The following is a 23,602-nucleotide window of genomic DNA, read 5'->3' as shown; positions in this document are numbered from 1 at the left end:
GCTCCGGATCCGGCACCGTTCATCTCACGACGGGCCGGATCCACGGCTCTCGGCGGCATTCCGCGCCGTCGGCGATGGGCTCCGCCACCGCGGCCGGGGTGACGACCGCGGCGGCCCGGCGGGGACTCAGCGCTCGTCGACGACCCGGCCGTTCAGCGCCGTCGCGTCCCTGGTGAGCGCCATGGTCAGCGGGGCCTCCGGGAAGGTGGAGATGGCGGCGAGCGCGGCGCCCATCTGCGCGTCGCTCTCCCAGTGCCAGGTGTCGCTGTACGTGCCGTCCTCCAGCTCGACCAGCCGGGTCTTGCTCAGCCCCGGATGCGTCTCGCGGACGGTGCCGATCAGCGAGGCCCGGCGGGCCAGGAACTCCTCTAGGTCGGCGGGGTCGACGGAGTAGGTGTGGGATCGGACGACGGACACGGAGGACTCCTTCACCAGGTGCCGGCGATCTGCCGGATGGGGGCGTTGAGGCGGTTGAACAGGTTGGTCACGGCGATCAGCAGGAGGATCGAGGCGAGCTGCCGCTCGTCGAAGTGGTCCGCGGCCGCGTCCCAGACCTCGTCGGGGACCGCGTCGGTGCGGTCGGCCAGTCGGGTGGCGGCCTCGGCGAGTTCCAGGGCGGCGCGCTCGGCGTCGGTGTAGTGCGGCGCCTCGCGCCAGGCGGACACCAGGCCGATCCGCTCGTCGCTCTCGCCCAGCTTCCTGAGGTTCTTCAGGCCGGCGTCCACGCAGAAGCTGCAGCCGTTGATCTGGCTGACCCGCAGGTGCAGCATCTCCAGAAGCTCCTCGGGGACGCCCTGCGAGTGGGCGGCCTTGGCCAGAGCCTGGATCGGCTGCATCGCGGCCGGGATGATCGTTACGGGGTTCTTCATCCGTGCCTGCATCGTTCTCGCTCCTCCGACGTGGTGTCTTCCTGACAACTACGAGGGTGGATGTCCGGATTGATAGATTCCCGATGCGTCGACAATGGAAGGGCTATACGTGCAGATCCGTTTCACGCTGCTGGGTCCGGTGCAGGTGCTCGCCGACGGCGACGCGGTGGGGGGCATCGCTCCGCGGCATCGCGCGGTCCTCGCCTACCTGCTGCTCAACGCCGGTCGGGTGATCAGCATGGAGAAGCTGATCGACGCCGTGTGGGGACACGACCGGCCCGACACCGCCCGGTCGCAGATCCACGCCGCGATCACCGCCCTGCGCAGGGCGCTCCGCGGTGTCGGCGCCGACCACGTTCTCGGCACGCGGCCGGGCGGCTACGTCGCGCTCCCCGCTCCCTGCGGGCTCGACGTGCAGGACTTCACCGAGCTGGTCGCGGCGGGCCGGTTCCGGGACGCGCTGGAACTGTGGAACGGCGACGCCCTGGCCGACGTGCAGGCCGCCTATGCGCAGGGCGCCCGTGCGCTGCTGGACGACCGGCGGCTGACCGCGGTCGAGCGTCTCATGCAGGCCGAGCTCGACGCGGGGCGCCACAGCCGGGTGCTCGACGAGCTGGCCGGCCACGTGGCGGCCCAGCCGCTGCGGGAACGGCTCGTCGGCCAGCTCGTCCTGGCTCTGCACCGCTCCGGACGGCAGGCCGACGCCCTCTCCGCGGCCCGGTCGTACCGTACGGCTCTCGCCGAGGAGCAGGGCCTCGACCCCGGCCGCGCCTTCGCCGAACTGGAGCAGGCGGTCCTGACCGACGCCCCCGCGCTCAGGGTCACGGCCGAGCTCGCGGCCGAGGACCAGAACCGGGACCAGGCCGAGGACGAGGGCAAGGGCAAGGGCAAGGACAGGGACAGGGACAGGGTCCGGTCGGACTTCCTGCCCTACGACCTCCCCGACTTCGCAGGCCGTACCGCCGAACTGGACCGGCTCGTCGCGGAGCGGCGGAACACGGTCGTGACGATCGACGGCATGGCCGGCATCGGCAAGACCACGCTCGCCGTCCGCGCCGCCCACCGCCTGGCCGACCGCTTCCCGGACGGCCGGCTCTTCATCGATCTGCGCGCGCACACCGCGGGCCGGGACCCGCTCCCGGCCTCCGCCGCGCTCGAGATCCTGCTGCGGCAGCTCGGCCTGACCGACATCCCGACGGCGGAGAGCGAGCGGAGCGCCCTGTGGCGTGCCGAGCTGGCGCGGCGCCGCGTCATCGCCGTCCTCGACAACGCGGCGGACGACGAGCACGTGCGTCCGCTGCTCCCCGGCGTCTCCGACAGCCTCCTGCTGATCACCAGTCGCCGGCGGCTGACCGGTCTGGACGGCGCGCACGCGCTGTCCGTGGAGGTGCTGCCGTCCCGCGACGCCGTCGCGCTCTTCGAGAGCATCGTGGGCGAGCGGGCCGCCGCCGAGCCGGAGGCCGTGCACGAGGTGCTGGAGGCGTGCGGGTACCTCCCGCTCGCCATCCGGATCTCCGCGGCGCGCCTGCAGCACCGGCCCCGCTGGACGGTCTCCTACCTGGCCGGCCGCCTGCACGACGAGCGGCGGCGGCTCGCCGAGCTCGCGACGTCCGAGCGGAGCGTCGCGGCGGCGTTCACGGTCTCCTACGAGCAGCTCGGTACGGCGGAGCAGCGGATGTTCCGGCTGCTCGGGCTGGCTCCCGGCCAGGACATCGAGCCGCACGCCGCGGCGGCCCTCGCCGACGTCCCGGTGTTCGAGGCCGAGGGACTGCTGGAGGGCCTCCTGGACGCGCACATGCTCCTGCAGCGCGAGCCGGGCCGGTACACCCTCCACGACCTGCTGCGCGAGCACGCCCGCTCCCTGGCCGAGGCCGAGCGTCCGGCCGACGGCACGGACGGAGGCACGGACGGAGGCACGGACGGAGGCACGGACGACGGCGCGGACGACGGCGCACTCATGCGCCTGCTCCTGCACTACCTGCACCGGTCCCGCTCGGCGGTCAGGCGGCTGTTCCCGCACAGCGTCCCCGACCGGCCGAACATGCCGCCCCAGATCACGCCGGTGGAGCCCATCGGCGGCACGGCGGAGGCCGTCGACTGGCTCGACGCCGAGCGCGCCAACATCATCGCGACCGTGGTCCACGGGCCCGAGGTGTGCATCAGCCACCTCGCCGTGGCCCTGAGCCCCTACCTCGACCGCCGGGCCCACCACGACGACGCCCTGACCCTGCACGGCATCGCGCTGCAGCGCAGCCGCGCGCTCGGGGAACGCGCCATGCCGCCGGGCCGCGCGCTCGCCGACCTGTCCTGGACCCACTGGCGGCGCGGCGACTACGAGCAGGCCGAGGACTTCGCCCGCCAGGCGCTCGCCGCCTGCGAGGACCCGCATGAGCGGTCGCTCGCGCTCAACGCCCTCGGCAACGTGGCCTGGCGCCGCCGCGAGAGCGCCGAGGCCGAGAGGCGCCTCAAGGAGGCGCTCGACCTCACCCGGATCGCCGGCGACCGGGCCCGGGAGGGGTTCGTCCTCGCCGACCTCGGCATGATCCTCGTCCAGACGGGCCGCCACGAGGAGGCCCGGCGCCATCTCGACCTGGCGCTGGCCCTGCACCGGAAGGAGGGCGACCGGCTCGGCGAGGCACGGGTGCTCAACCACCTCGGCTCGGCCCTCCGGAACCAGGGCAGGGCCGAGGAGGCGATGGCCCGCCACCGCCGGGCCGGGGAGCTCTACCGCGCCATGGGCAACGGCAGCGACGAGGCCTCGGCCCTCAACGGGCTGGGTGAGGCCACCTTGGCGCTGGGTGACCCGGCGCGGGCGATCGACGAGCACACGGCGGCGCTCGCGCTCGCCGACGCGGTCCGCAACCGGCCCGAGCAGGCCCGGGCACACGACGGCCTGGCCAGGGCCCACCTCGGCCTCGGGCAGGACGACCGGGCGCACGAGCACGGGCGCGCGGCCCTGGGGATCTACGAGGAGCTCGGCGTCCCCGAGACCGACGAGGTGCGCGCCTTCCTCGGAGGCGCTTGAGCCTGACGGTGCTTGAGCCTGACGGTGCTTGAGCCTGACGGTGCTTGAGCCTGACGGTGCTTGAGCCTGGGGCGCTTGAGCCTGGGGGCGGTTCAGGCCCAGACGTGCCGCCTCCGGCGGTCCTGCCGGAGGCGGCGAAGCCGCATCACGCGACGGCGGTCCCCTCGAGTTCGACCATCAGGTCGGGGATCGCCAGCCGCGTCACCCCGAGCATCGTGGTGGGCGGTGCCACCCCGGCGGCGCCCAGTCGCGACGCCAGCACTCCGTAGTGCTCGAAGAGCCGGTCCACGTCGGTGGTGTAGACGTTGAGCCGGACGAGGTTCGCGAGGGACATGCCGGCCTCGCCGAGCACGGCCTCCAGGTTGTCGAGGCTCAGTGCCAGCTGCGCCGCCATGTCATCGGCGTGCTGGGGCTTGCCGTCACCGCTCATCGCGGTCTGCCCGGCGCAGTACAGGGTCCGGGTGTGCCCCGAGACGATCTCGCCCTGGTTGTACCCCAGCTCCACCGACCACGCCCACGGGTTGATCGCCGTTCGTTCCATTGCCGTATCAGCTCCATTCGATTCGTCGACATCACGCACGCCCGTCGGCTCGGTGGCCGCCGTCTCTTCCGTGATGCCGATCAGCCTCCCGGCAAATCACGACATCCTTTGTCGCGTATTCCGATAAAGTTTTCGCATGCGCGCCGACCGGCTGGTCTCGCTGGTGCTTCTGCTGCGGCAGCACGGTCGGCTCTCCGCGGCCGCGCTGGCCCGCGAGCTGGAGGTGTCCACCCGCACCGTGCTGCGCGACATCGAGGCGCTGTCCGCAGCCGGCGTCCCGGTCTACGCCGAACGCGGACGGCACGGCGGTTTCGCGTTGCTGCCCGGTTTCCGGACCGAGCTCACCGGACTGAACCACGACGAGGCGCTCGCCCTGCTGGTCGCCGGATCGCGGCGCGGCGCGCAGGCCTTCGGTCTCGGCTCGGCGCTCGCCTCGGCGATGCTCAAGGTGGTCGACGCGCTGCCCGAGAGCTATCGGGACACCGCGGCCGGCGCGGCCGAGCGGTTGCTCATCGACCCGGAGACCGACCTCCTCTCGCGCCGGCCGGCCGCCGAGGAGGTGCCCGACGCCGTGGTGGCCGAGGTGCTGCGCGCGGTGGTCGCCGGGCGCAGGCTGCGCATCCACTACGTGGCCGCGGACCAGGCCCCGCAGTGGCGCACGGTGGACCCGGTCGGCCTGGTCACCGTACGCGACCGGGGTTATCTGCTGGCCACGAGGTCCGGCGCGGACCGCACCTACCGGCTGTCCCGGATCCTGGCCGCCGAAGAGCTCGCCGAACCCGCGCAGCGACCGGACCGGGTCGACCTGGACCGGACCTGGCAGGAACGCAGCACGCGCTTCCGGACCGGTGGAGACCAGGTCGCCGTGCTGGTGCGGGTGGACCCGGCGCGGCGGGAGGACCTGGTGGGCACCGCGCTGGCCGTCCGCGCCGAAGCGGCCGACCCGGACGGCTGGCTGCGGCTGGAGGTGACCTTCCAGGACCCGAGGCACGCCGAATGGGCGCTGTGGCAACTCACCACGAACGCCGAGGCCCTGGCCCCGCAGTGGTTGCGCGACTCCCTGCGCGACCGCGCCGCCGCGGTCGCCGCCCGCTACGGGGTGCCGTCCTGAGAGCCGTCGCCCCGACCGACCGGCATCGCGGCCGGCGTCACGGCCGGCGCCGCCGGGTGCGGCCCGCCTCCCGGAGGGGCTTCCGGCGGGGCGGTCCGCGGCGTTCACCGGCCGCGCGGGGGACGGGTCAGCCGGGCCTGCCGGCCGACGGATCAGCCGGGCCAGCCGGCCGGGTTCGAGCACGACTCTCGGGAGATCCCCGATCCGGTGTCCGGGAAGGTCCCGTAGCGCTCATGGTGCAGGTGCGCGAAGAAGTAGCACATCCGCTCGCACTCGGCGTCCGGCACCGCCGTCTCCGGGTCCTCGGCCACCGCCGTGTAGAAGTCCCGGCCCATCGCCACGATGAAGCCGCGCGCGTACAGGAAGCCGTCGTCGGAGCCGTCGGTGACCGCCTGGACGTCGGCGCGGTCGATGTCGTGGAGCTTGCGCTCGACCACCCGGTCGAGATCGGTCAGCTCCTGCGCCGACAACCCCTCGCCCGCGGAGCGGAGGTTGCCCAGGAACTTCGGCAGAGCGGCCTCGACCACGGCGAGCGACGTGCCCTGCGGGTCCCCGCCGGGATCGCTCTCCCGGTGCGCCAGCACCCGTCGTGCCCGCTCGACCTCCGTCCCCAGCGGCGCCCAGGCCGCCTCCACCAGGTCCCAGAACCGTTCCTCGTCCCCCACCGGGAGCCGCTGATCCCTCACGTCCGCCGCCTCTCGTGCCCGCCTTGCGCTCTGTCCCGATCACAAAACCAGACGGCACCGACAACGGGCTCCCGTATTCGACGCCCAGGGCTTGGTCGTCGAGTCCCGGGGCTACTCATACGTCACCCCCGGCCACGTCCCCTTCCCGTTCGGCTGGTGAGCTGGCCCGCCCGCTCAGCCCCCGCCCGGACGGCTCACCGGCCGAGCGGGGAACCGGCCTGAGAGGTCATCGCTCGGGTACGTTGGGGCCGGTGGAGCAGCAGACGGAGACCTCACGACCTGACCTGTGGACGACGCCCGCGCGGGGAGGCTCTCCGGACGGCGGGCCGCCGGAGGCGTGCCCCCGGCGGCGCGGCGGGCCGGTGGCCGCCTCGCTCCTCGCCCTGACCGTCGCCGTCTCCGGCTGCGCCGCCTCGCAGGGGTCGGCCTCCACCGCCGCCCCCGCCGGCCGTACGGCGGAGCGGACGGCTCCGGGGAGGTCCGCGGCACCGGCCACACCAGCGGCGACGGCCCCGGCGACGCAGCCTGCGCGTGAGGCCGCCGATCCGCCCGCCCCCGGTACGGTGATCCCCAAGGACCCCGCCCGGCTGGCCCGCGCCCTGACCGACACCACCGCGCGGCTCCGTCGGGCCATCGACGACTGGATCCGCGACGGCGGCCCCGCCGAGGGGAGGGCTCCCGAGCCGGTGGTGCTGCTGGCCCTGTACCAGCAGCGCATCTACCGCCACCTCGCCCGCAACCCGAAGACCGCCTCCCGCACCTACCCCAGGTTGTCGAAGGCCCTGGCCGGGGAGGCGGAGGCCAACGCGACGGCCGGCCGCAACCTGCTCTCCCTGGTCCACCCCGTCAGCAGGCCCGCGAGGTTCCGCGTCCGGGAGCCCGAACCCGCCGGCGTCCTGCTCGAGCACTTCCGGCACGCCGAGCGCCGGTTCGGCGTCGACTGGGAGGTGCTGGCGGCGGTGATGTTCGTCGAGACGAAGTTCGGCCGCGTGCGCTCGTCCAGCCACACGGGAGCCAAGGGACCCATGCAGTTCATGCCGGGGACCTGGGCCGCCTACGGGATGGGCGGCGACGTCCACGACACCCGGGACGCCCTGCTCGCCGCGGCCAACTACCTGCGCGCCTCGGGCGCGCCGCGCGACTACCGGCGCGCGCTGTACGCCTACAACCACTCCTGGGCGTACGTCGACGCGGTGCGGCTGCACGCGCGCCAGATCAAGCGCGACATCCGGAACTACTACGCCTACTACAACTGGCAGGTGTTCGTGGTCACCACCCGCGGCGACCGCCGCCTCACCGGCCCCTGACCGCGCGGTCCCGGCGCCCTTCCTCCGGTGGGCGGCGGGTGGTCGACGTCGTGCCGCCCCGCGTGGACTACGCGCTGACGGGGAGGCCGGAAACGCGCTGCTCGGGCCGATGCGGGCGATGGGAGAGTGGGCCGTGCGTCACGCGGGCGCCGTGCTCGCCGCGCAGGACCGGTTCGCGGAACGGAGCCGGGACCACCCCGCACGGGAACCTAGCCGCGTCGTACGGCGAGGCGGCGTTGTTCCTCCTCGACGATCCGGCGTGCCAGCGCCTGTTCGGAGACGTCCACGGCGTCGGCGCTGGATTCGGCCAGGTCGCTCCGGCGCGCGTAGGCGTCGAAGAGTCTCTCCTTGGAACCCAGGATGTCGAGCATGCGCTGGTCGACGCTGTCCACCGCCAGGAGCCGGTGCACCTGCACCTTGCGCACCTGGCCCATCCGGTGGGCGCGGGCCACGGCCTGGGCCTCCGTGGTCGGCTTGACCTGCGGTTCGCACATGATCACGACGGAGGCGGCCTGCAGGTTGAGGCCCACGCCACCCGCCTGGATCTGGCCGAGCAGGACCGCGTGGCCCTCGATGTCGGAGAACTCGTCCACCAGTTGCTGGCGGCGGGCCGGAGCGAGGTCGCCGGAGATCGGCCCGTGCGCCCGGCCGTCCAGGGCGGCCCCGACGCTCGCGAGCACGTCCCGGAAATAGGAGAAGACCACGACCTTGAGCCCGTTGACCCGGGCGTCCTCGACCAGTTCGAGCAGCCGCTTCAGCTTGGCCGAGGTGGCGGGGGAGGCGTAGGCGGCGCGGCGCATGTCCATGAAGTTGCCCGCCTCGACCGCCTGCCGGTAGGCGGCGAGGTCGGCTCCGCTGAACTCCACCCACTCCTCCGCACGGACCACGTCCGGCAGTTCGGTGAGCACGTCCTGCTGGTTGCGGCGCAGGTAGGCGGGGGCGATGGCCTTGCGGAAGGCCCGCGCTCCGGCGGCGGCGCCGCTGCCGCGGAGACTCGCGGCCAGCTCCGGCTGCAGGTAGGAGAGCAGGACGCGGAACTCCTCCACCCGGTTCTCCATCGGTGTCCCGGTCAGGAAGAGCACCCGTTCGGCGTGCCGGCACCACTGGGCGACGGCTCTGGAGCGCCGGCTCTGCGGGTTCTTGACGTAGTGCGCCTCGTCGACCACGAGCATGCCGACCTCGACGGCGCCCGGCGCCTTCATCCGGTAGAGGCTGTCGAGGGTGACCACGGCCACGCCGCCCTGCCGTACCCATTCCTCCTCGGCCGCCGAACGGTCGGTTCCGTGCAGCGGGTGAACGCTCAGGGTGCTGCGTGAACGGAGTTCGCGCAGCCAGTTGATCAGGACGCTGGTGGGGCAGACCACCAGGAAGTGGGTTCTCCCCTCCGCCTTGAGATGTGCCAGGGCGGCGATGGCCTCGATCGACTTGCCCAGGCCCATCTCGTCACCGAGGACCACCCGGCGCTGGGCGAGGGCGAAGCGGGCTCCGAAGGCCTGGTATCCGCGCAGGGAGACCCTGCGGTGGGTGCCGTCGAGTTCCTGGGCGTCTATCTTCGCGACCAGTTCGTCGGAGAGCAGGCCGTGACCCGCCGCCCCGAACCCGCCCGCCAGTTCGGCGAGCAGGCCGTAGTAGTCCGGCGCGCGGAACTCGAAGTCGGTCCACACCTCGAACTCCGACGCCGCCGGGCGGAGCAGATCGGTGGTGACCTGGGTGAGCAGGAGACGGGTCTCCCGGGAGCGGCCGAGCAGCTCCGAGATCTCCGCGAGCGCCTCCCGGGCGCGGCGGCGGCGCTCCGGGCGGGTGAGCATCATCCGCAGGCGCCCACGGGCCGGACGCGCGTCCGCCAGCAGCGGTCCGATCCGCTCGTCCAGGGCGTGCGCCACCTCGCGGGCGCCCGCCAGTTCGGGGCCGGCCGTCACCAGCCGGTGCAGTGCGACCAGCAGGCCGGTGGTCAGGGGGTCGTGCCGCTCGACGTCGATGCGGACTCTGACGGCCTCCTCGACGGCCTGCGCGATCTGGCGCGCCGCGGCGTGCACCTGTTTCACCGTGCGCGTGCCGATCCCGGGGATCAGCTGCAGGTAGTACGGCGAGGACTCCAGGACGTCCAGGACCGTGGCGTATCCGGAGCCTTCCAGGGCGCCGAGGCGGAGCCGCCCGCCGGTCACGTCCTTGAGACGGGCGACGGGGATCGAGCCCAGCTCGGCCCGGGCCAGTCCGGCGCGGAGCGCGCCGAGCGCCCCTTCGGCCTCCTTCCGGGCCCGGGCGTACTCGCCGAGCAGGGCGCGCGCGTCTCCGAGCAGGCGGTGCGCGTCCCGGCAGAGGACGTCCGCCTCCTTGGCCGGGAGCCGCCCGCCCTCCGGTTCGGTCACGCTCACGCCCCCGTCTCGCCGGACCGGATCGATGAATCGCGGGGCAAGGCCCGGTAAGGCCCGGCCGATCATCAATCTACCCGGGAAGTCCCGGAGAAGCGCTCCAGGCGGCGTCGCCGGACGGTTCCTTCCCGCGTGTCCGCGCCGAGAGGCATCATGTCCACGTCAGTCGCCGCGCCCGCAGCGGAGACGGCGGAGAGAAGGGTTTCCCATGTCCGACCAGACGCTCACGGACGAACTGCACGAGGCCGAGCGGCGCCTGCAGGCGGCGCAGCTCGCCGGAGACGTCGGGGAGCTGGACCGGCTGCTCCACGAGCGGCTCGTCTTCACCGGCCCGCCGGACGGCGCCTGCGTCACCGACGCCAAGCAGCTCGACCTGGACAACCACCGCTCGCGGACGCAGGTCATGACGGAGGTCGTACAGGAGGACCTCACCGTGCTCGTCGAGGGGCGGACCGGCGTGACCTGCTTCCTGGGCAGGCTGGCGGGCACGTTCGCGGGCGAGCCGTTCGCCGGGCGGATGCGCTACACCCGGACCTGGGTCCACGACGACGAGTACGGCTGGCGCGTCCTGGCCGCCCACGCCGGTCCCGCCTGACGGTCCGGTGCCGATCGCCTGACAGCTCCGCTCCCGGCTTCCCCGTCGGTCCCGGCCGGATGTAGAAGCCGAATCCATACAAAGTGATCAGACCAAGGGGTGGGCGGCGGGCGGGGAGGCGAGCCTCCGACGGCTCCGGATGAGCGTCAGCCCCCGCCGAGCACGAGGGCCCGGACGGCCTGCCTCGCCCGCGCCTCGCCGTACTCCCCGGCCAGGGCCGTCATGTGCTCGGCCGCCAGCGGGGCGAGCAGCGCGTGCGCGAGCGGGTCGGCGTCGCATCCCGGACGGATCTCGGCGAGCAGGATCGCCGCGTGCAGACGCCAGAACCGGTAGGCGCCGATCCGGTAGCGCGCGCCGGGACTGGCGGTCTCGGACATGCGGACCAGGTCGAGATGGTCCAGCAGGTAGTCGAGGTAGGCGTCCACGAAGGCGGAGAGCCGCTCGGCGGCCGGGGCGCCGGGGCCCAGCGGAGGCGGACCGGACAGGACGGCCTCCTGCAGCTCGCGCTCGCGCTCGTCGAGCAGGGCCGCGGCCAGTCCCGACTTGTCACCGAACCGGCGGAACAACGTGCCCTTCCCGACCCCGGCCTCGGCGGCGACCGCGTCCATCGAGACGCCGTCCACACCCCTCTCCCGGAACAGCCTCGCCGCCGCCGACAGCACCTTCAGCCGGTTGCGCGCGGCGTCCGCCCGCTCCTTCGGCACTTCTCCCAGCAGCGTCCGCAGCGGCTCGCTTGACGAAACGGACCGCGGTCCGGTAACTTTCGGATCGTTCACACAAACGGACTATAGTCCACTTACCTTCGGAGGTCGACATGACCGCACTGATCAGCCGCGACGAGCTGAAGGCCGCGATCGAGGCGGGCACGGTCACCGTCGTGGACGCCCTCGGAGGCGCCTACTACGAGCAGCAGCACCTGCCCGGGGCGGTCGCCCTGGTGGAGGGCGAGGTCGCCGTCCGCGCCGCCGAGCTGCTCCCCGACCGGGACGCCGCCATCGTCACCTACTGCTCCAACCCCGCCTGCGGCAACAGCGAGGCGGTCGCCCGGCGCCTGTCCGCTCTCGGCTACACCGACGTGCGCAAGTACCGGGAGGGCATCCAGGACTGGGTCGAGGCGGGTCTCCCCGTCGAGACGGGCCTGCCCGCCGAGCGCGCGGGGGCGTGAGGGGAGACCGCACCCGCCGCTCACAGCTCGGACAGCAGACGCTCCGTCTCTCGGGTGGGCCGTACCCCCATCGCGCACAGGCGCCTGCGCAGGAGCGTCGCCGCCTCACCCGCCCGGTCCCGGTGGCCGAGCTCCAGCTGGAGGCGGATGAGGCGGCGCCAGGCCTCCTCCGGGTCCGGGTCCAGGGCGACGGCCCGCTCCAGGACGTCGAGCGCGGCCTGCGGGTCTGCGGGCGCCCGGAGCTCGGCGAGCCGGACGAGCACGTCGGTCTGGACCCGCCGCTGCCCGCTGCGCCGGTCGTCGAGCCACTCGCGGGCGAGCCCGTCGGCCAGCGCCCCGCGGCAGAGCCGGGCGGCGCAGTCCAGGGCGTCGATCCGCGACCTGTCGTCGGCGGCCGTGCCCGCCTCCCCGACCACGGCCTCGAAGTCCCACAGGTCCACCGCGACCATGGCCGGGTCGATGCGGTAGGTCCCGCCGTCCCCGGTGATGAACGGGGAGTCCCGGCGGCCCCGGTCCGCTCCGTCGGTGGCGGCCCGCAGCGCGTCGCGCAGGCTCCGCAGGGTGTCGTGGACGCACGCGTCCGCCTCCGTGCCCGGCCACAGGGAGGTACGGATCTCCCCCGTCCGCAGTCCCTGCGGGTGGAGGGCGAGCAGGACGAGCAGGAGCAGCCGGGGACCGTCCACGGGCACCGCCCCGGGGCGGCCCTTCGCCTGGACGACCGGCCGCCCGAGGATCGAGAGGCGTACGGGCTCCGGCCCCTCCCAGACGGGCAGCCCGTCCGCATCCGCCCGTTCCCCGGCGGAGCCGCGGGCACCGTGCCCACCGGAGGCACCGGAGGCACCGGGGACGCCGCCCGCGTCCGCCCCGCCGCGGTTCCCGTCTCCCTCCTCGTCATCCTCGTCATCCTCGTCGAGTCCGCTCCCGACGCGGTCGTCACCGTCCCCGGCGGCCGCCTCGGCGAGCAGGCGCAGGCAGTCGCCCCCGTCACCGGCGGAGAACCCGAAGAGCCGGGCACCGAGCAGTTCCTCGGCCTTCGACCCCCTCGCCTCGCCGATCCGGCCGTCCTCCCCGACCTCGCAGGTGGTCCCCGGGGGCCAGTCGCCCAGCAGCAGCGCCCCGGTGCCGGTCCGCGCGGAGGAGGCCAGCAGCGCGGCCACGTCCCAGTCGAAGATCTCCTCGGTCACCGACGCGACGAGCAGGACGGCGGGCAGCACCTCACCGGGATCGCGTTCCCGGAGCTCCGCGACGTCGGCGGCACCGCGTTCGATCAGCATGCGGCGCCGGGTGAAGTGCGCCTCGGTGAACCGGTCGACCGCCGCGTCGGCCGACTCGACGACCGTCAGCCCCGGCACGGCTCCCGCCAGGGCCTCCCGCCCGCTCCCGGCGGGGCCGAACAGCTCCCGCGCGTCCGCCGCACGGACGACGACCTCGGCGCGGAACCGCCCGGCCTGCCGCAGCAGGTCCAGGACGATCGCACGGGCGGACCGGGCGGCTCCCGGTCCCGTGAGCCCCAGGCTCAGCCCCGCGAGCTCGACCTCGACGCCGCTCCGATCGCCGCGGTGGCCGGCGAGCAACCGGTCCGGCACGTCGAGGGAGAACGCCTCCCGCACCAGATCGGCGTCGCACGGCAGCTCCTCGCCCCTGTCCACGTAGGTCCGCAGATGGGCCCGGCGCAACGCGCCGACGACGGGAACGGGTTCCTGCTCCTCCTCCGGACCGCTGCCCGCGCCCGCGCCCGCGTCGGCTCCGGCTCCGGCTCCGGTCCCCGTCCCGATTCCACTGACGGGTCCGCTCCCGGTCCCCGCCCCGACCCCGGCCTCCGGTCCGATCGGGGCCGGTGGAGAGATCCTCCGGCGGCGGTGGCGGTGGAAGCGGGCGGTGGCGTAGGCGGCGCTGATGCCGGCGGCGAACGCCGGGGAGACCACTCCGCCCGACGGGGTCTCCACGACGAGCGCTCCTGGGGACGCGGGCTCCGGCACGGCGCCCGGGACCTCGGGAACCGGAGAACCCGGGACCTCGGGAACCGGAGAACCCGAGACCTCGGGAACCGGAGAACCCGAGACCTCGGGAACCGGAGAACCCGAGACCTCGGGAACCGGAGAACCCGAGACCTCGGGAACCGGAACCTGCGGGATCCGGATGCCGGAGGCCGGTGGCAGACCGCCCGGATCTGTCGCGTCCTTCTCCAGGGTGATCCTTCTCATCGGGGCCGTGGGCCACGAGTCACCGGCGGCGGCCACCACGATCGTCGAGGGCTCCCGGCGGCCGGCCGACTGCGGGCCGGGTGGCGGGACCGCGGTGGTGAGCGCGCCGATCAGCCGCTCCACGACGGTCCTCAGCGGCCCGAGCAGCGGAAGGCGGAGCTCCACGCCCCGGGCCGCGACGGCGATCTCGGCGAGCAGCGCGACCGTGAACGCCGCCCACAGCAGCCAGAGCACACCGGTCAGGATCCCGTACGGCAGGCCGTCCGGGAGCGGGCCCGTGAGCATCCGCCGGGCCTCCTCCCAGGACGGGACCTCCCGCGGGAACCGCGGGACCGGCAGGCCTCCCAGGCGGACCAGCAACGCCGGGACGCCCGCCTCGACCACCGAGAGCAGCCCGATCACCCCGAGAAGGCGCGCCGCGCGCCCGAGTATCCGCCCTGTCCGCCGCCCCGCCCTCCGCAGTCCCGTCCGCACGGCCTTCCCGGTGGCCCGCGCGTCCGGCCGCCCCGCCGCGCACGCCCCCGCGCCCGTACCCGCCGCCTCCGCCTCCGCCTCCGCAGGAGCGGCGGCCCCCGGGGCCCTTCTCATCGCGGCGTCCCCGCCGTCCGGCGCTGCGCCGTCACCGACGCGCGGCCGGAGACCTCGAAGGCGCCCACCCCGGCGAGGCCCAGGATCCGGGGCGGCTGGACCACCCGGACGACGACCGTCACCGTGTCGCCGGAGACCTCCACCGTGGCGCTGCCGGAGGCCGCCGCGGCGTAGGCCAGCGCGGCGGTCCGGGCTCGGCCCGGGTCGAGCCGCACCTTCCCGTCGCGTCGGTAGGCGCCGAAGTCGAGCTGCCGGGCGCCCGACCGCGCGGCCTCGTACGCCTCGTTGACCGCCCGCACCCGGGCCGCGAGCACCAGGCCCCCGTCCACGACGATCCCGGCGAGCAGGAGCAGCGCTCCGACGACTCCCGCCGCGAACCCGTTCACCGCGACCTCCAGGAGGGGAGCGGCGCGGCGAAGGTCGAGGTGAGATCCACCCCGCCCGGAAGGTACGCCATCGCGACGTCCGCCAGCCGTACCCGGCAGGTGACGGTCACCGTGACGGCGCCGCCCGGCCGGAAGAGGCCGATGCCCACGTCCGTGCCCGCGGCCGCCGGACCGCCGCAACCGCTCCGGCCGGAGGCGAGCACCGCCTCGGCCGCGGACCGCGCCGCCGAGGCGGCCCCGGCCGGGTCCCGGGCGGCGGCCGCGGCCCGGGCGGCCTGGCGGGCGGCGCCGTCGACCTCCAGCCGTGCGCTGACCAGGCCGCCCGCCGCGACGGCGGTCAGGATCAGCACGAGCAGCAGCGGCACGAGCAGGACCAGCCCCACCGCCGCGGCCCCCCGCTCCCGCCGGGCCACCCCACCGGACAGAGGCCTGCCGCTCCGGGCCACCCCACCGGACAGAGGCCTGCCGCTCCGGGCCGCCCCACCGGACAGAGGCCTGCCGCTCCGGGCCGCCCCACCGGACAGGGGCCTCACCAGCCGTCTCCCATGTCCCCCGGTCTCTCCACCGGACCGTGCACGACCACCCGCACCGGGAGATCCAGGAACGGCACGACCGCCTGGGCGACCCCGCTGACCTCGGCGCGGGCGCTGTCCGCCGTACGGGACACCGATGCGCGCGCGTCGCGCAGCACCGGCCGCCCGAGCTGGGACAGCAGCAGCGACGCCTTCACCCGGCCGGCCTCCGCCCCGGCACCGTGGACCCGGGCGGACGCCAGCGCCTCGGCCGCCGTCGCCTCCGCGACGTGTACGGCGTGCCGCCACACCCCGAACTGCACGACGACCAGGACGAGCACCAGCGCGGCGGGGAACGCCACCGCCGCCTGGACCGTCGCCGCCCCCCGGTCGTTCCGGGTGTGCATCCAGTGGTTCAGGGTTCCTCCAGCCGCTCAGAGTCCGGCCAGGACCGAGGCGACGGCCGGGTAGCCGGTGAAGACCAGGAAGCCGAGGAGCAGCCCCGCGACGGGCAGGCCCATGCGCTCCGTCGCGGCGCGGGCGGCGATCTCGGTCTCGGCGAGCCGCCGGGCCCGGAGCTCCGCCGCCCTGGCGGTGAGCGAGGCGCGCAACCGGGTGGCGTCGGCCCCGGCGAGCCCGCCCGCGACGGCGAGCCCGGCCAGTTCGTGCACGCCGTACTCCTCCCCCATCCGCCCGAGGGCGGCCCAGGGGGGCCGGCCGGAGGTCAGCGCGGCCCGGACCGCGGCGCCGAGCCGCTCGAACGCCCACCCGTCGCCGGCCCGCGCCGCCTCGGTCAGCGCGCCGTCGATGTCGCGGTCCTCCGCCAGGGCGATGACGGCCAGGTCCAGGAAGGCGGAGAGCGCGTGGCGGAGCTCGTCCCGCCGCCGGGCCGCACGCGAGCGCAGCACCTGGTCGGGAGCGAGGAACCCCGCCGTCCCCAGCAGCGCGGACGTCCCGGCGGAGACCTGCCAGGGCGTGGGAGCGTCGGCGAACGCCGCGGCCGCGCAGGCGGCGGGGCCCAGCAGCGCGCCCGCGATCCCGACGACGGCCTTCTCCCCGAGCAGACCGCTCGTGCTGCCTCCGCAGACGGCCAGGTCGCGGCGGGCCGCGACGCCGGGCAGCCCCCAGGCGGCCAGCGGCCCGGCCAGCGGGCGGCCGAGGCGCGCGAGGAGGCCCGCGCCGGGGTCTGCGGGACGCACCGGGGTGCCGTGACGGAGCCGGTGGAGCTCCTGGGCGAGCGTGGGACGGGCGGGCCAGAGTCCGAACAGGAGGGAGACGAGCCCGAGGCCGGTGCCCGCTCCGAGCAGCAGTGCGAGCGCCATCAGGCATCGCCCCCAGCCAGGCGGAGCGGCAGTGCGAGCGCCATCAGGCATCGCCCCCAGCCAGGCGGAGCGGCAGTGCGAGCGCCATCAGGCATCGCCCCCGTCCGGGCGGAGTGGCAGGCGCGGCGGTCCGGGAACGCGGCCGAGCCGGTGGAGCAGGAGGAACGAGCCCGCGGAGACGAGGCCCACCGCCAGCAGGACGAGCTGTCCGGCCGGGGTGTCGTAGGGGGCGAGGAACTCGCGGTTGAACAGCACCAGCCCGCCCGCCGCCACCGCCGTGGCGGCGACGACCGCCCGGGCCGACGACCTGGCCCTGGCGCGCGCGGACGCGACGCGCAGTCGCACGGAGGCGTGCGCGCGGGCGGCCTCGGCCACCGCGCCGAGCAGGACGCCGAGCCGGTCGGCCCGCCGCCCGGCGGCCAGGATCAGCGCCGCGCACACCAGGTCGCCGGTCGGGTCGGCGAGCTCGTCGGCGAGTTGCCGGAGCGCCGCGGGGAGCGGCTCACCCCGGCCGACGCGGGCGGCCAGCCAGACGATCCGGGGCCGGATCGCGGCCGGTGCGATCGGCGCGGTCGCGGTGACGACCTGCTGCAGCCTCGTCGGGGCGACGAGGACGTCGCGGAGCATCTCGGCCCAGCCCGCGATGGCCTCGATCCGTTCCATGTCCCGCGCGTGCTCGTGGTCCGGGCCGAGCGCCCCCGGCAGGAACCAGCCGGCCAGCCCGGCCAGGACCGTGCCGACGGGCCAGTGGGTGAGCACGCCGACGGCCCCGGCCGCGAGGACCGCCGCGGTGATCCGCGCCGGCGTCCGGCGGTCGGCGCGCGGGCCGTACCCCCCGGTCCCCCGGAACCCCCGGGGGCCCCAGGGTCCCGGGTGGCCCCGATGCCCCTGGTGCTCCTGGCCCGCCTCCTGCCGGCGCAGTCCCGAGACGAGCAGGAGGAGCCCCGCACCGGCGCCCGCCCCGGCCAGCACCGCCAGCAGCACCTGAACGGTCACGCCACTCCTTCCAGCGGGGCGACCGAGGCGAGCGCTCCGGAGATCCGGCGGGCGGCCCGGACCAGGCGGGTCCGCTGCCGCCGCCCCTCCAGGAACGCCTGGGCGGCCGGGTCGTGGGCGATGTGCGCGCGGATCCGCACGCCGATCGCGTCGGTCACCTCCCGGGGCGGGTAGGCGCCCCGGCCGACCAGGACCAGCTCGGCGTGGGGCAGGGCCTCCGCCAGGCCCTCCAGGTGCGCCAGGTCCGCCAGCCGGGGACGCGCCAGGACCAGGACGCGGTCCATGCTCACGGCGAGCTCCGCGGCCGGGCCCGCCAGCCGCCCCAGGTCGGCGACCACGGCCGCGCCCGCCGGGAGTTTGCCGAACACCTCCGGCAGCGTGGCGCTGAGCGTCATGAGCGCGGCGTGCGCCCGGTCCGGCCGGGCGGGACCGGCGATCACCCGCAGGCCCCCGGGCAGGGTCTGCGTGTGGCGCCGCAGCGCCTCCGCGTCGCGCTCGCTGCGGGTCTCCGCGGCCAGCGAGACGGTTCCCGGGGAGGGTTCGAGCCGGAAGTGGCCGGCGAGCTCTCCGCCGGAGGCGTCCAGTTCGGCCAGGACCACGTCCGTTCCGGGCCAGGTGGCCGCGAGGGCGAGGGCGAAGGTGGTCGCGCCCGGCGAGTTCTTCATCGAGGCGACGCCGATGACGGTCACTGCGCCCCCTGCGAGACCTGCACCAGCGTGAACATGCCCTGCGCGACCGGAGCGGCGATCTTCTCCGCGTCGCTCCTCGGCAGCAGCAGCGTGACCACGGCGGGGCTCTGCGGCTGGTCGGGCCTGCGGACCTCGGTGACGACGGCGACCACGGACTGCGTCCTCGTGCGGGTCCCGCCGGCGCCCGCGGTGACGGCGTCGCCAGGGATCTCGGTGACGGCGACCCGGTCTCCGGGCGCCAGGCCCGGAGCGTACTGCCCCGGCCGCACCGCCGCCCCGATCAGCGCCTGGTCCGGCCGGGGGTGGGTGGCGCTCCCGCCGACGTTCTTCTCGGTGAGCAGGGCCCCGGCCACCACCGGGACCGTGAGCTTCCTGCCGACCAGGCTCGCGGCGCGGCTCGCCGGGATGAGGCCGGCGTCCACGGCCCCGGTCACCGGGCGCAGGTCGTCGGCGTCGAGGACGTGCCCGGCCGGGAGGTCGGACCGTACGGCCACCGCCCCCGACGGGGTCCCGGCCCGCAGGGTGATCGCGGCCGAGGCGAGCGCGCACGCCGCCACGAGGACGCCTCCGAGCAGCATCCTGCCGGCGCTCCGGCGCCTCCTCGGCGCACCGGTCGTCGGTCGCGCCGGTCTGACCGCCGTCGTGGCCACTGCTTCCCCCTCTTCGGACTGTGACGATCTGCAGACTGCGATGGTCTTCAGGCTGTGGTGATCGCCGTCGTCATGCGGTGACGACCGACTGCGACTCGGCGACGCGGAACTCCTCGCTCGCCGTGGTGGTCAGGGACGGGAGCGGACCGCTCCGCCCGCCGGCCGTCCAGGTGACCTCCCAGACGACGGTGGCGGTCACCCGGTATTCGCCGTTGGGGGCGTCCATGCTCGAGTCGAGGTAGGTGTGGCCGCAGGTGGGCGAGGGGCGGCGCGGGTCGTCCCGGCCCTCGCGGTAGGCCGTGCCCGGCCCCCGGCAGACCACCGTGGTGCCGTCGCCCATGTCCCAGTTCACCCGGGCCGGCCGGGCGAGGACGGTCGCGGTGGTCCCGCCCGCCGTGCCGGTGGCCGTACGGGGACGCCAGGACGCCCGCGAGATCGTGAGCCAGATCGGCAGCCGGACCAGTTGCAGGTCCTCGGGGCCGGGCGAGGAGCCGATCTCCGGCTCGGGCAGGACGAGGCGGTCCACCGCCTCCAGGACGGCGGCCGGGGGGACGGGGGTCCCGGCGGCCCGTCCCCCGCCCGCCTGCGGGCGGGGCTTCAGGGGCTTCAGGGGGTCCAGGGGATCGAGCGGGTCCAGGAGGTCCAGCGGGTGGTCCAGCGGGCTCCGGGAACCGTCCCGCGGATCCAGCGGGCCGCGGGGGTCCGGTGTGTACGGCAGGCCCGGCCGGCCCCGGAGCCCGGAGCGGCCGGCGCCCTCGGAGCGGTCCGCGCGCGGGTCGCCGCCGCCTCCGCCGCCCGCCGGGAGCCTCCCGGCCGCGGCCAGCCGCTTCCACCAGCGCCTGGCCCGCACGGCGCACCCCGGCCCGCCTCCGGAGCCGCACCCGATGAGCTCGGCCACACTCCCCGTCGCCTCGACCGCGCCCTCGGCGCCGGGGGCGGCGGGAGCGGCGATCCCGGTGCCTCCCCCGCTCCCGGCGGACCCGATGGCCCTCCCGCTCCCGGCGGACCCGGCCGACCCGGTGGCCCCGGTGGCCCCGGCAGGAACGGCGGACCCGGTACGGACGGCCGCCTCGGCGGCGGGGACGGCGGTCCCGGAGCCGGAGACCGCGGTGAGGGCCGTGCAGCAGAGGGTGGTGATCGCGGCGGCGTTTCTCAGCATGTCCCGGCCTCCTTGAGCACGAAGCTCCTGACGTACCAGGAGCCGCCGCGGAGGACGAGACCCGCGGTGGTCCGGTGCCTGCCGGTGGGGGCGCCCCCGCTCACCCGTTCACCGCTCCGCGTGCGGACCAGGAACCCGGTGTCGTCCACGCAGTCGATGACCTTGGCCCTGGTGGGCCCGGCCCCGGGTCTCAGCGAGGCGACCTCCGGGCTCAGGACCGGCTCGCCCCCGATCACCTGCTCCCGCTGCCGGGCGAGCCAGAGGCCGTGGCGCAGGATGGTCAGTGCGTCCCCGGTCGCGTGCCGGCCGAGGCCCCGGGCCTTCCAGTCCGCCGTCGCCGCCGCGGAGACGAACTCGCGCCACATGCCGCGGTAGGAGGCGAGCACGGCCTCCTCGGCGGCCGCCCGCGGGTCCGGCGGCGGGGTGGCCGAGGGAAGGGCGGTCGGCTCCAGGACGGAGACGGACTCGGCGGGCGCGGACTGACACCCGGTGAGCATGCACGTGACGACGGCCCAGGTCGTCAGCGGCCCATAGATGGCGCACCGTCGCCACATGACATGTCCTCGCTGGTCAAGAAGAGGTAACCACGTAGAGTAGTCACAGTAATGCGATGGGTCACCAAATTCCAGTAGCGAGGGCCATCACGCCGGGTCGGGGTCCGCCGCGGGGCGCGCCTTTCCTCTCAGGTCATGACATGGCGGGGCGCCGCCCGGCCAGGTCGCCTCAGGTCATGACATGGCGGGGCGCCGCCCGGCCAGCCGCCTGCGCAGGTCGCCCAGATAGCGGTCCCGGGGCAGCGTGCGGACCCGCAGCGGCAGTCTCGGGTAGACGACGGCCAGGAGCCGCATGAGCAGGCGGAAGCGCGCCCTCCGGGCGGGGGTCCAGCTCCAGCCGTACTGCTCGCGGATCGGCGCGGGCATCAGCCCCGCGGTGACGAGCCTGATCACCGGCAGGCCGGCGCGCGCGAACCACGGCACGTCCGGGTTGAGGACCTGCTCGGCGACGGCCCGCGAGGCGTCGCCGATCCTGAGGTTCGCCAGCATGCCGGCGTAGTAGACGCGGAAGTCGGCGTAGGTCCGCGGCATCGCGTCCGGCGGGCAGCCGAGGACGGTGGCGAAGACCTTCGACTGCTCGTAGTAGGCGGCGAGCTCGTCGCCGGACAGCCGCCGGAAGACCGCCTCGTAGACGTGCACGGCCGTGGCGAAGAGCGTGGCGGCCACCCAGACCTGCAGCTCGGGGTCGTCGGCCCGGTAGCCGGGGCCGGTCACCCCCTCGTGCATCCGCGTCACGGCCGCGCTCATCAGCTCGGCCTCCTCGCGGGTGCCCCAGGAGACGGCGTAGACCCACTGCATGGTGCCCCTGAGCCGCCCGAGCGGGTCCTGGGCGGTGTAGCTGTGGTCGTAGACCCCCTGGGCCACCTTCGGGTGGGCGGTCTGCAGCAGCGAGGCCGCCCCTCCGGCGACGAGCAGCACGGCCTCGCGGCCGATCACCCTGACCAGGTCGTCGTCCTCGAACAGTCCGTCACTCATGCGACCATCGTAAGTAAGCATTTACTTTACGACAAGCGCCGTCAGCGGACCCGCGTGTTTCCCTACACCGCGCGGCGGCCGTGCCGATGGGGGAAGGACATCGGCGGGACGAGGGGGAGGCGCGGGATGGCGGGGCAGGCGTTCCTCCTCCTGCTGTTCGCGCTCGCGGCGGCCGTGGCCGGCGTCGTGGCCGCCGTCGGCTGGCGGCGGCGCCGCACCGCACCCGCGGTCGGCACGCTCTCCCTGGTCTCGGCGGCGATCGCGGTGTGGTCCGCGGTGGAGGGACTCATCCTCCTGACCGGTGACCCGGGCACCGCCCTGCTGCTGGCGGCGGTCAAGTACGTCGGCGTCGGCGCCGCCATGGCGGGCTTCCTGTGCCTGTCCAAGGCCGTGGCGGACCGCGGCTGGCGGCTCCCGCGCCGCGCCGTACCGCTGCTCTCGATCGAGCCCGCACTGGTCACCGCGGCGATCGTGACGAATCCGGGGCACCACCTGTTCTTCCTCTCGATGGACTGGGCCGTCTCGCCCGAGATGCGCATCCCCGAGTTCGGTCCCCTGTTCTGGGCGCACACCGGCTACAGCTACCTGCTGTTCGCCGTCGGCGCGGCGCGGCTGGTCCGCGCGTGGGCGCGGGGCCCGCGCGCCCAGCGCCCCCTGTACGGCCTCCTCCTGCTCAGCGTCGCCCCCTCGACCCTGGGCAACGTGATCGGCCTGCTCGCGATCGTGCGCACCGCGGACCTGACGCCGGTCGGCTTCTGCGTCACCGCGGTCGTCGTCTACTGGCTGCTCGTCCACCGCTCCCTGCCCGAGCTGGTCCCGGTGGCGCGCGACCGCGTCTTCGACATGATCGGCGACGCGGTCGTGACCATCGACGCCTCCGGCCGGATCCTCGACCTCAACTCCGTCGCCGAGGAGGTGCTCCACCGGCTGAGGCCCGGCACTCCGGCCCGGATCACCGGACTCTCGCTCAAGGAGATGCTCGGCGGGGTCTTCACCCCCGCGGACGGCGGGGAGAACGACCTGGTCTTCACCGACGGCGCGGGCCGGCGGCTGGACCTGAACGTGCGCACCACCCCGCTGTACGACCGCCGGGGCGAGCGCGCGGGCTGGGCCATGGTCGCCCGCGACGTCACCGCGCTCAACCGGCAGCGGCACGAGCTGGAGCAGGCGAACTCACGACTGCGCAGGCAGCAGGACGAGCTGGAGCAGGCCAACGCCCGGCTCCGCGACCAGCTGCACACCATCGAGCTGCTCCGCACCGACCTCGCCGAGCAGGCCGCCCGGGACGCGCTGACCGGCCTGCACAACCGCCGCCATCTGATGGACGTGCTCCACCGCGAGGCCGCACCGGCCGCCGGGAGCGGCGGGAGCGGCGGGAACGGCGGGCGGCTCAGCCTCGCCCTGCTCGACATCGACCACTTCAAGCAGGTCAACGACCGCTACGGCCACCGCGTCGGGGACGACGTACTGGTCCGCTTCGCGGAGCTGCTCTCCGGCGGCGTGCGCCGGGACGACACCGTGGCGCGCTACGGCGGCGAGGAGTTCGTCGTGGTCTTCCCGGGCACCGACGCGGAGCAGGCCCGATCCCGGGTCGAGGCCCTGCTCGAACAGGTGGCGGCGGACCCGGTGCACAGCGGCGGCCACAGCCTGCGCGTCACCTTCAGCGCCGGCGTCGCCGCACTGTCTCCAGGACAGAGCCCCGACGATCTCCTGCAGGCCGCCGACGGAGCGCTCTACGCCGCCAAGCGCGGGGGACGCAACCGGGTCGAGACGGCCGGGCCGGACCCGCAGCCGGCCGGAACGGCGACCGAGCCGGACCCGCAGCCGGCCGGAACGGCGACCGAGCCGGACCCGCAGCCGGCCGGAACGGCGACCGGGACCGCGGCCTGAGCCCGA

Annotated in this window: 23 protein-coding genes; 6 read left to right on the top strand and 17 right to left on the bottom strand. The window is 75.1% G+C overall.

Annotated elements, in window-relative coordinates:
* Positions 1-126: 126 nt before the first annotated feature.
* Complete coding sequence (locus tag IEZ06_RS18840) at positions 127-417, bottom strand: hypothetical protein (protein WP_189238014.1); 291 nt, start codon at positions 415-417, stop codon at positions 127-129.
* 11 nt (positions 418-428) lie between these two features.
* Positions 429-869 (bottom strand): carboxymuconolactone decarboxylase family protein, encoded by a 441-nt coding sequence (locus IEZ06_RS18835; protein WP_229798344.1) that lies wholly within the window; start codon positions 867-869, stop codon positions 429-431.
* Between the two features lie 109 nt (positions 870-978).
* Here IEZ06_RS18835 and IEZ06_RS18830 point away from each other — a divergent pair, with 109 nt between their 5' ends.
* Positions 979-3,894, top strand: coding sequence for an AfsR/SARP family transcriptional regulator (locus tag IEZ06_RS18830; RefSeq protein ID WP_203872002.1), 2,916 nt, complete (start codon positions 979-981; stop codon positions 3,892-3,894).
* Positions 3,895-4,039: 145 nt separating this feature from the next.
* Here IEZ06_RS18830 and IEZ06_RS18825 read toward each other — a convergent pair whose 3' ends face one another.
* Positions 4,040-4,435, bottom strand: a complete 396-nt coding sequence (locus tag IEZ06_RS18825; RefSeq protein WP_189238012.1) for a RidA family protein — start codon at positions 4,433-4,435, stop codon at positions 4,040-4,042.
* Positions 4,436-4,571: 136 nt separating this feature from the next.
* On the opposite strand from IEZ06_RS18825, the gene IEZ06_RS18820 reads away from it, so the two are divergent.
* Complete coding sequence (locus IEZ06_RS18820) at positions 4,572-5,546, top strand: helix-turn-helix transcriptional regulator (protein WP_189238011.1); 975 nt, start codon at positions 4,572-4,574, stop codon at positions 5,544-5,546.
* A 152-nt stretch (positions 5,547-5,698) separates the two neighbouring features.
* On the opposite strand, the gene IEZ06_RS18815 is transcribed toward IEZ06_RS18820, so the two are convergent.
* Positions 5,699-6,232 (bottom strand): DUF4240 domain-containing protein, encoded by a 534-nt coding sequence (locus tag IEZ06_RS18815; RefSeq protein WP_189238010.1) that lies wholly within the window; start codon positions 6,230-6,232, stop codon positions 5,699-5,701.
* 251 nt (positions 6,233-6,483) lie between these two features.
* Between IEZ06_RS18815 and IEZ06_RS18810 the strand changes: the two genes are divergently transcribed.
* On the top strand, positions 6,484-7,539 hold the full coding sequence (locus tag IEZ06_RS18810) for a lytic transglycosylase domain-containing protein (RefSeq protein ID WP_189238009.1): 1,056 nt from the start codon (positions 6,484-6,486) through the stop codon (positions 7,537-7,539).
* 209 nt (positions 7,540-7,748) lie between these two features.
* On the opposite strand, the gene IEZ06_RS18805 is transcribed toward IEZ06_RS18810, so the two are convergent.
* Positions 7,749-9,914: a DEAD/DEAH box helicase gene (locus IEZ06_RS18805; RefSeq protein WP_229798343.1), complete on the bottom strand. Its 2,166-nt coding sequence runs from the start codon at positions 9,912-9,914 to the stop codon at positions 7,749-7,751.
* Positions 9,915-10,119: 205 nt separating this feature from the next.
* Here IEZ06_RS18805 and IEZ06_RS18800 point away from each other — a divergent pair, with 205 nt between their 5' ends.
* On the top strand, positions 10,120-10,506 hold the full coding sequence (locus IEZ06_RS18800; RefSeq protein ID WP_189238007.1) for a nuclear transport factor 2 family protein: 387 nt from the start codon (positions 10,120-10,122) through the stop codon (positions 10,504-10,506).
* A gap of 146 nt (positions 10,507-10,652) precedes the next feature.
* Here IEZ06_RS18800 and IEZ06_RS18795 read toward each other — a convergent pair whose 3' ends face one another.
* Complete coding sequence (locus IEZ06_RS18795) at positions 10,653-11,282, bottom strand: TetR/AcrR family transcriptional regulator (RefSeq protein WP_189238006.1); 630 nt, start codon at positions 11,280-11,282, stop codon at positions 10,653-10,655.
* 38 nt (positions 11,283-11,320) lie between these two features.
* Between IEZ06_RS18795 and IEZ06_RS18790 the strand changes: the two genes are divergently transcribed.
* Entirely contained in the window at positions 11,321-11,671 is a 351-nt protein-coding gene (locus IEZ06_RS18790; RefSeq protein ID WP_189238005.1) for a rhodanese-like domain-containing protein, read from the top strand.
* 20 nt (positions 11,672-11,691) lie between these two features.
* Here the strand turns inward: IEZ06_RS18790 and IEZ06_RS18785 are convergent, their stop codons facing one another.
* The 11 genes from IEZ06_RS18785 to IEZ06_RS18735 form a co-directional block, all read right to left on the bottom strand.
* A complete protein-coding gene (locus IEZ06_RS18785) occupies positions 11,692-14,463 on the bottom strand; it encodes an AfsR/SARP family transcriptional regulator (protein ID WP_189238004.1) in 2,772 nt (923 codons plus the stop codon).
* The gene (locus IEZ06_RS18780; protein WP_189238003.1) at positions 14,460-14,849 is read right to left on the bottom strand and encodes a hypothetical protein; all 390 of its coding nucleotides are present in this window, start codon (positions 14,847-14,849) and stop codon (positions 14,460-14,462) included. The genes IEZ06_RS18785 and IEZ06_RS18780 overlap by 4 nt, the downstream gene beginning before the upstream one ends.
* Entirely contained in the window at positions 14,846-15,382 is a 537-nt protein-coding gene (locus tag IEZ06_RS18775) for a TadE/TadG family type IV pilus assembly protein (protein WP_189238002.1), read from the bottom strand. The genes IEZ06_RS18780 and IEZ06_RS18775 overlap by 4 nt, the downstream gene beginning before the upstream one ends.
* Positions 15,379-15,768 (bottom strand): TadE/TadG family type IV pilus assembly protein, encoded by a 390-nt coding sequence (locus IEZ06_RS18770; protein ID WP_189238001.1) that lies wholly within the window; start codon positions 15,766-15,768, stop codon positions 15,379-15,381. The genes IEZ06_RS18775 and IEZ06_RS18770 overlap by 4 nt, the downstream gene beginning before the upstream one ends.
* A 27-nt stretch (positions 15,769-15,795) precedes the next feature.
* A complete protein-coding gene (locus IEZ06_RS18765) occupies positions 15,796-16,683 on the bottom strand; it encodes a type II secretion system F family protein (RefSeq protein WP_189238000.1) in 888 nt (295 codons plus the stop codon).
* An 87-nt stretch (positions 16,684-16,770) separates the two neighbouring features.
* Positions 16,771-17,679 carry a type II secretion system F family protein gene (locus tag IEZ06_RS18760; RefSeq protein WP_189237999.1) on the bottom strand — a complete coding sequence of 303 codons (909 nt, stop codon included), beginning with the start codon at positions 17,677-17,679 and terminating at the stop codon, positions 16,771-16,773.
* The gene (locus IEZ06_RS18755; protein WP_189237998.1) at positions 17,676-18,368 is read right to left on the bottom strand and encodes a CpaE/TadZ family protein; all 693 of its coding nucleotides are present in this window, start codon (positions 18,366-18,368) and stop codon (positions 17,676-17,678) included. The genes IEZ06_RS18760 and IEZ06_RS18755 overlap by 4 nt, the downstream gene beginning before the upstream one ends.
* Positions 18,365-18,946 (bottom strand): SAF domain-containing protein, encoded by a 582-nt coding sequence (locus tag IEZ06_RS18750; RefSeq protein WP_189237997.1) that lies wholly within the window; start codon positions 18,944-18,946, stop codon positions 18,365-18,367. The genes IEZ06_RS18755 and IEZ06_RS18750 overlap by 4 nt, the downstream gene beginning before the upstream one ends.
* A 142-nt stretch (positions 18,947-19,088) precedes the next feature.
* On the bottom strand, positions 19,089-20,177 hold the full coding sequence (locus IEZ06_RS18745) for a hypothetical protein (protein ID WP_189237996.1): 1,089 nt from the start codon (positions 20,175-20,177) through the stop codon (positions 19,089-19,091).
* Positions 20,171-20,731 carry a hypothetical protein gene (locus IEZ06_RS18740; RefSeq protein ID WP_084008895.1) on the bottom strand — a complete coding sequence of 187 codons (561 nt, stop codon included), beginning with the start codon at positions 20,729-20,731 and terminating at the stop codon, positions 20,171-20,173. The genes IEZ06_RS18745 and IEZ06_RS18740 overlap by 7 nt, the downstream gene beginning before the upstream one ends.
* 174 nt (positions 20,732-20,905) lie before the next feature.
* Positions 20,906-21,706 carry an oxygenase MpaB family protein gene (locus tag IEZ06_RS18735; RefSeq protein ID WP_189237995.1) on the bottom strand — a complete coding sequence of 267 codons (801 nt, stop codon included), beginning with the start codon at positions 21,704-21,706 and terminating at the stop codon, positions 20,906-20,908.
* Between the two features lie 126 nt (positions 21,707-21,832).
* On the opposite strand from IEZ06_RS18735, the gene IEZ06_RS18730 reads away from it, so the two are divergent.
* Positions 21,833-23,596: a histidine kinase N-terminal 7TM domain-containing diguanylate cyclase gene (locus tag IEZ06_RS18730; protein WP_189237994.1), complete on the top strand. Its 1,764-nt coding sequence runs from the start codon at positions 21,833-21,835 to the stop codon at positions 23,594-23,596.
* Positions 23,597-23,602 lie beyond the last annotated feature (6 nt).

This window comes from Planomonospora antibiotica (assembly GCF_014647955.1).
In the GTDB taxonomy this organism is placed as follows: Bacteria; Actinomycetota; Actinomycetes; order Streptosporangiales; family Streptosporangiaceae; genus Planomonospora; species Planomonospora parontospora.
This window is presented reverse-complemented; position numbering and strand designations above follow the sequence as displayed.

Bases quoted from the DNA above. Each gene is read 5' to 3' on its own strand.
- IEZ06_RS18750 (WP_189237997.1), bottom strand. From the start codon at position 18,946: ATGCTGCTCGGAGGCGTCCTCGTGGCGGCGTGCGCGCTCGCCTCGGCC.
- IEZ06_RS18800 (WP_189238007.1), top strand. From the start codon at position 10,120: ATGTCCGACCAGACGCTCACGGACGAACTGCACGAGGCCGAGCGGCGC.
- IEZ06_RS18745 (WP_189237996.1), bottom strand. From the start codon at position 20,177: ATGCTGAGAAACGCCGCCGCGATCACCACCCTCTGCTGCACGGCCCTC.
- IEZ06_RS18835 (WP_229798344.1), bottom strand. From the start codon at position 869: ATGAAGAACCCCGTAACGATCATCCCGGCCGCGATGCAGCCGATCCAG.
- IEZ06_RS18790 (WP_189238005.1), top strand. From the start codon at position 11,321: ATGACCGCACTGATCAGCCGCGACGAGCTGAAGGCCGCGATCGAGGCG.
- IEZ06_RS18740 (WP_084008895.1), bottom strand. From the start codon at position 20,731: ATGTGGCGACGGTGCGCCATCTATGGGCCGCTGACGACCTGGGCCGTC.
- IEZ06_RS18730 (WP_189237994.1), top strand. From the start codon at position 21,833: ATGGCGGGGCAGGCGTTCCTCCTCCTGCTGTTCGCGCTCGCGGCGGCC.
- IEZ06_RS18785 (WP_189238004.1), bottom strand. From the start codon at position 14,463: ATGAGAAGGGCCCCGGGGGCCGCCGCTCCTGCGGAGGCGGAGGCGGAG.
- IEZ06_RS18770 (WP_189238001.1), bottom strand. From the start codon at position 15,768: ATGCACACCCGGAACGACCGGGGGGCGGCGACGGTCCAGGCGGCGGTG.
- IEZ06_RS18765 (WP_189238000.1), bottom strand. From the start codon at position 16,683: ATGGCGCTCGCACTGCTGCTCGGAGCGGGCACCGGCCTCGGGCTCGTC.
- IEZ06_RS18825 (WP_189238012.1), bottom strand. From the start codon at position 4,435: ATGGAACGAACGGCGATCAACCCGTGGGCGTGGTCGGTGGAGCTGGGG.
- IEZ06_RS18820 (WP_189238011.1), top strand. From the start codon at position 4,572: ATGCGCGCCGACCGGCTGGTCTCGCTGGTGCTTCTGCTGCGGCAGCAC.
- IEZ06_RS18735 (WP_189237995.1), bottom strand. From the start codon at position 21,706: ATGAGTGACGGACTGTTCGAGGACGACGACCTGGTCAGGGTGATCGGC.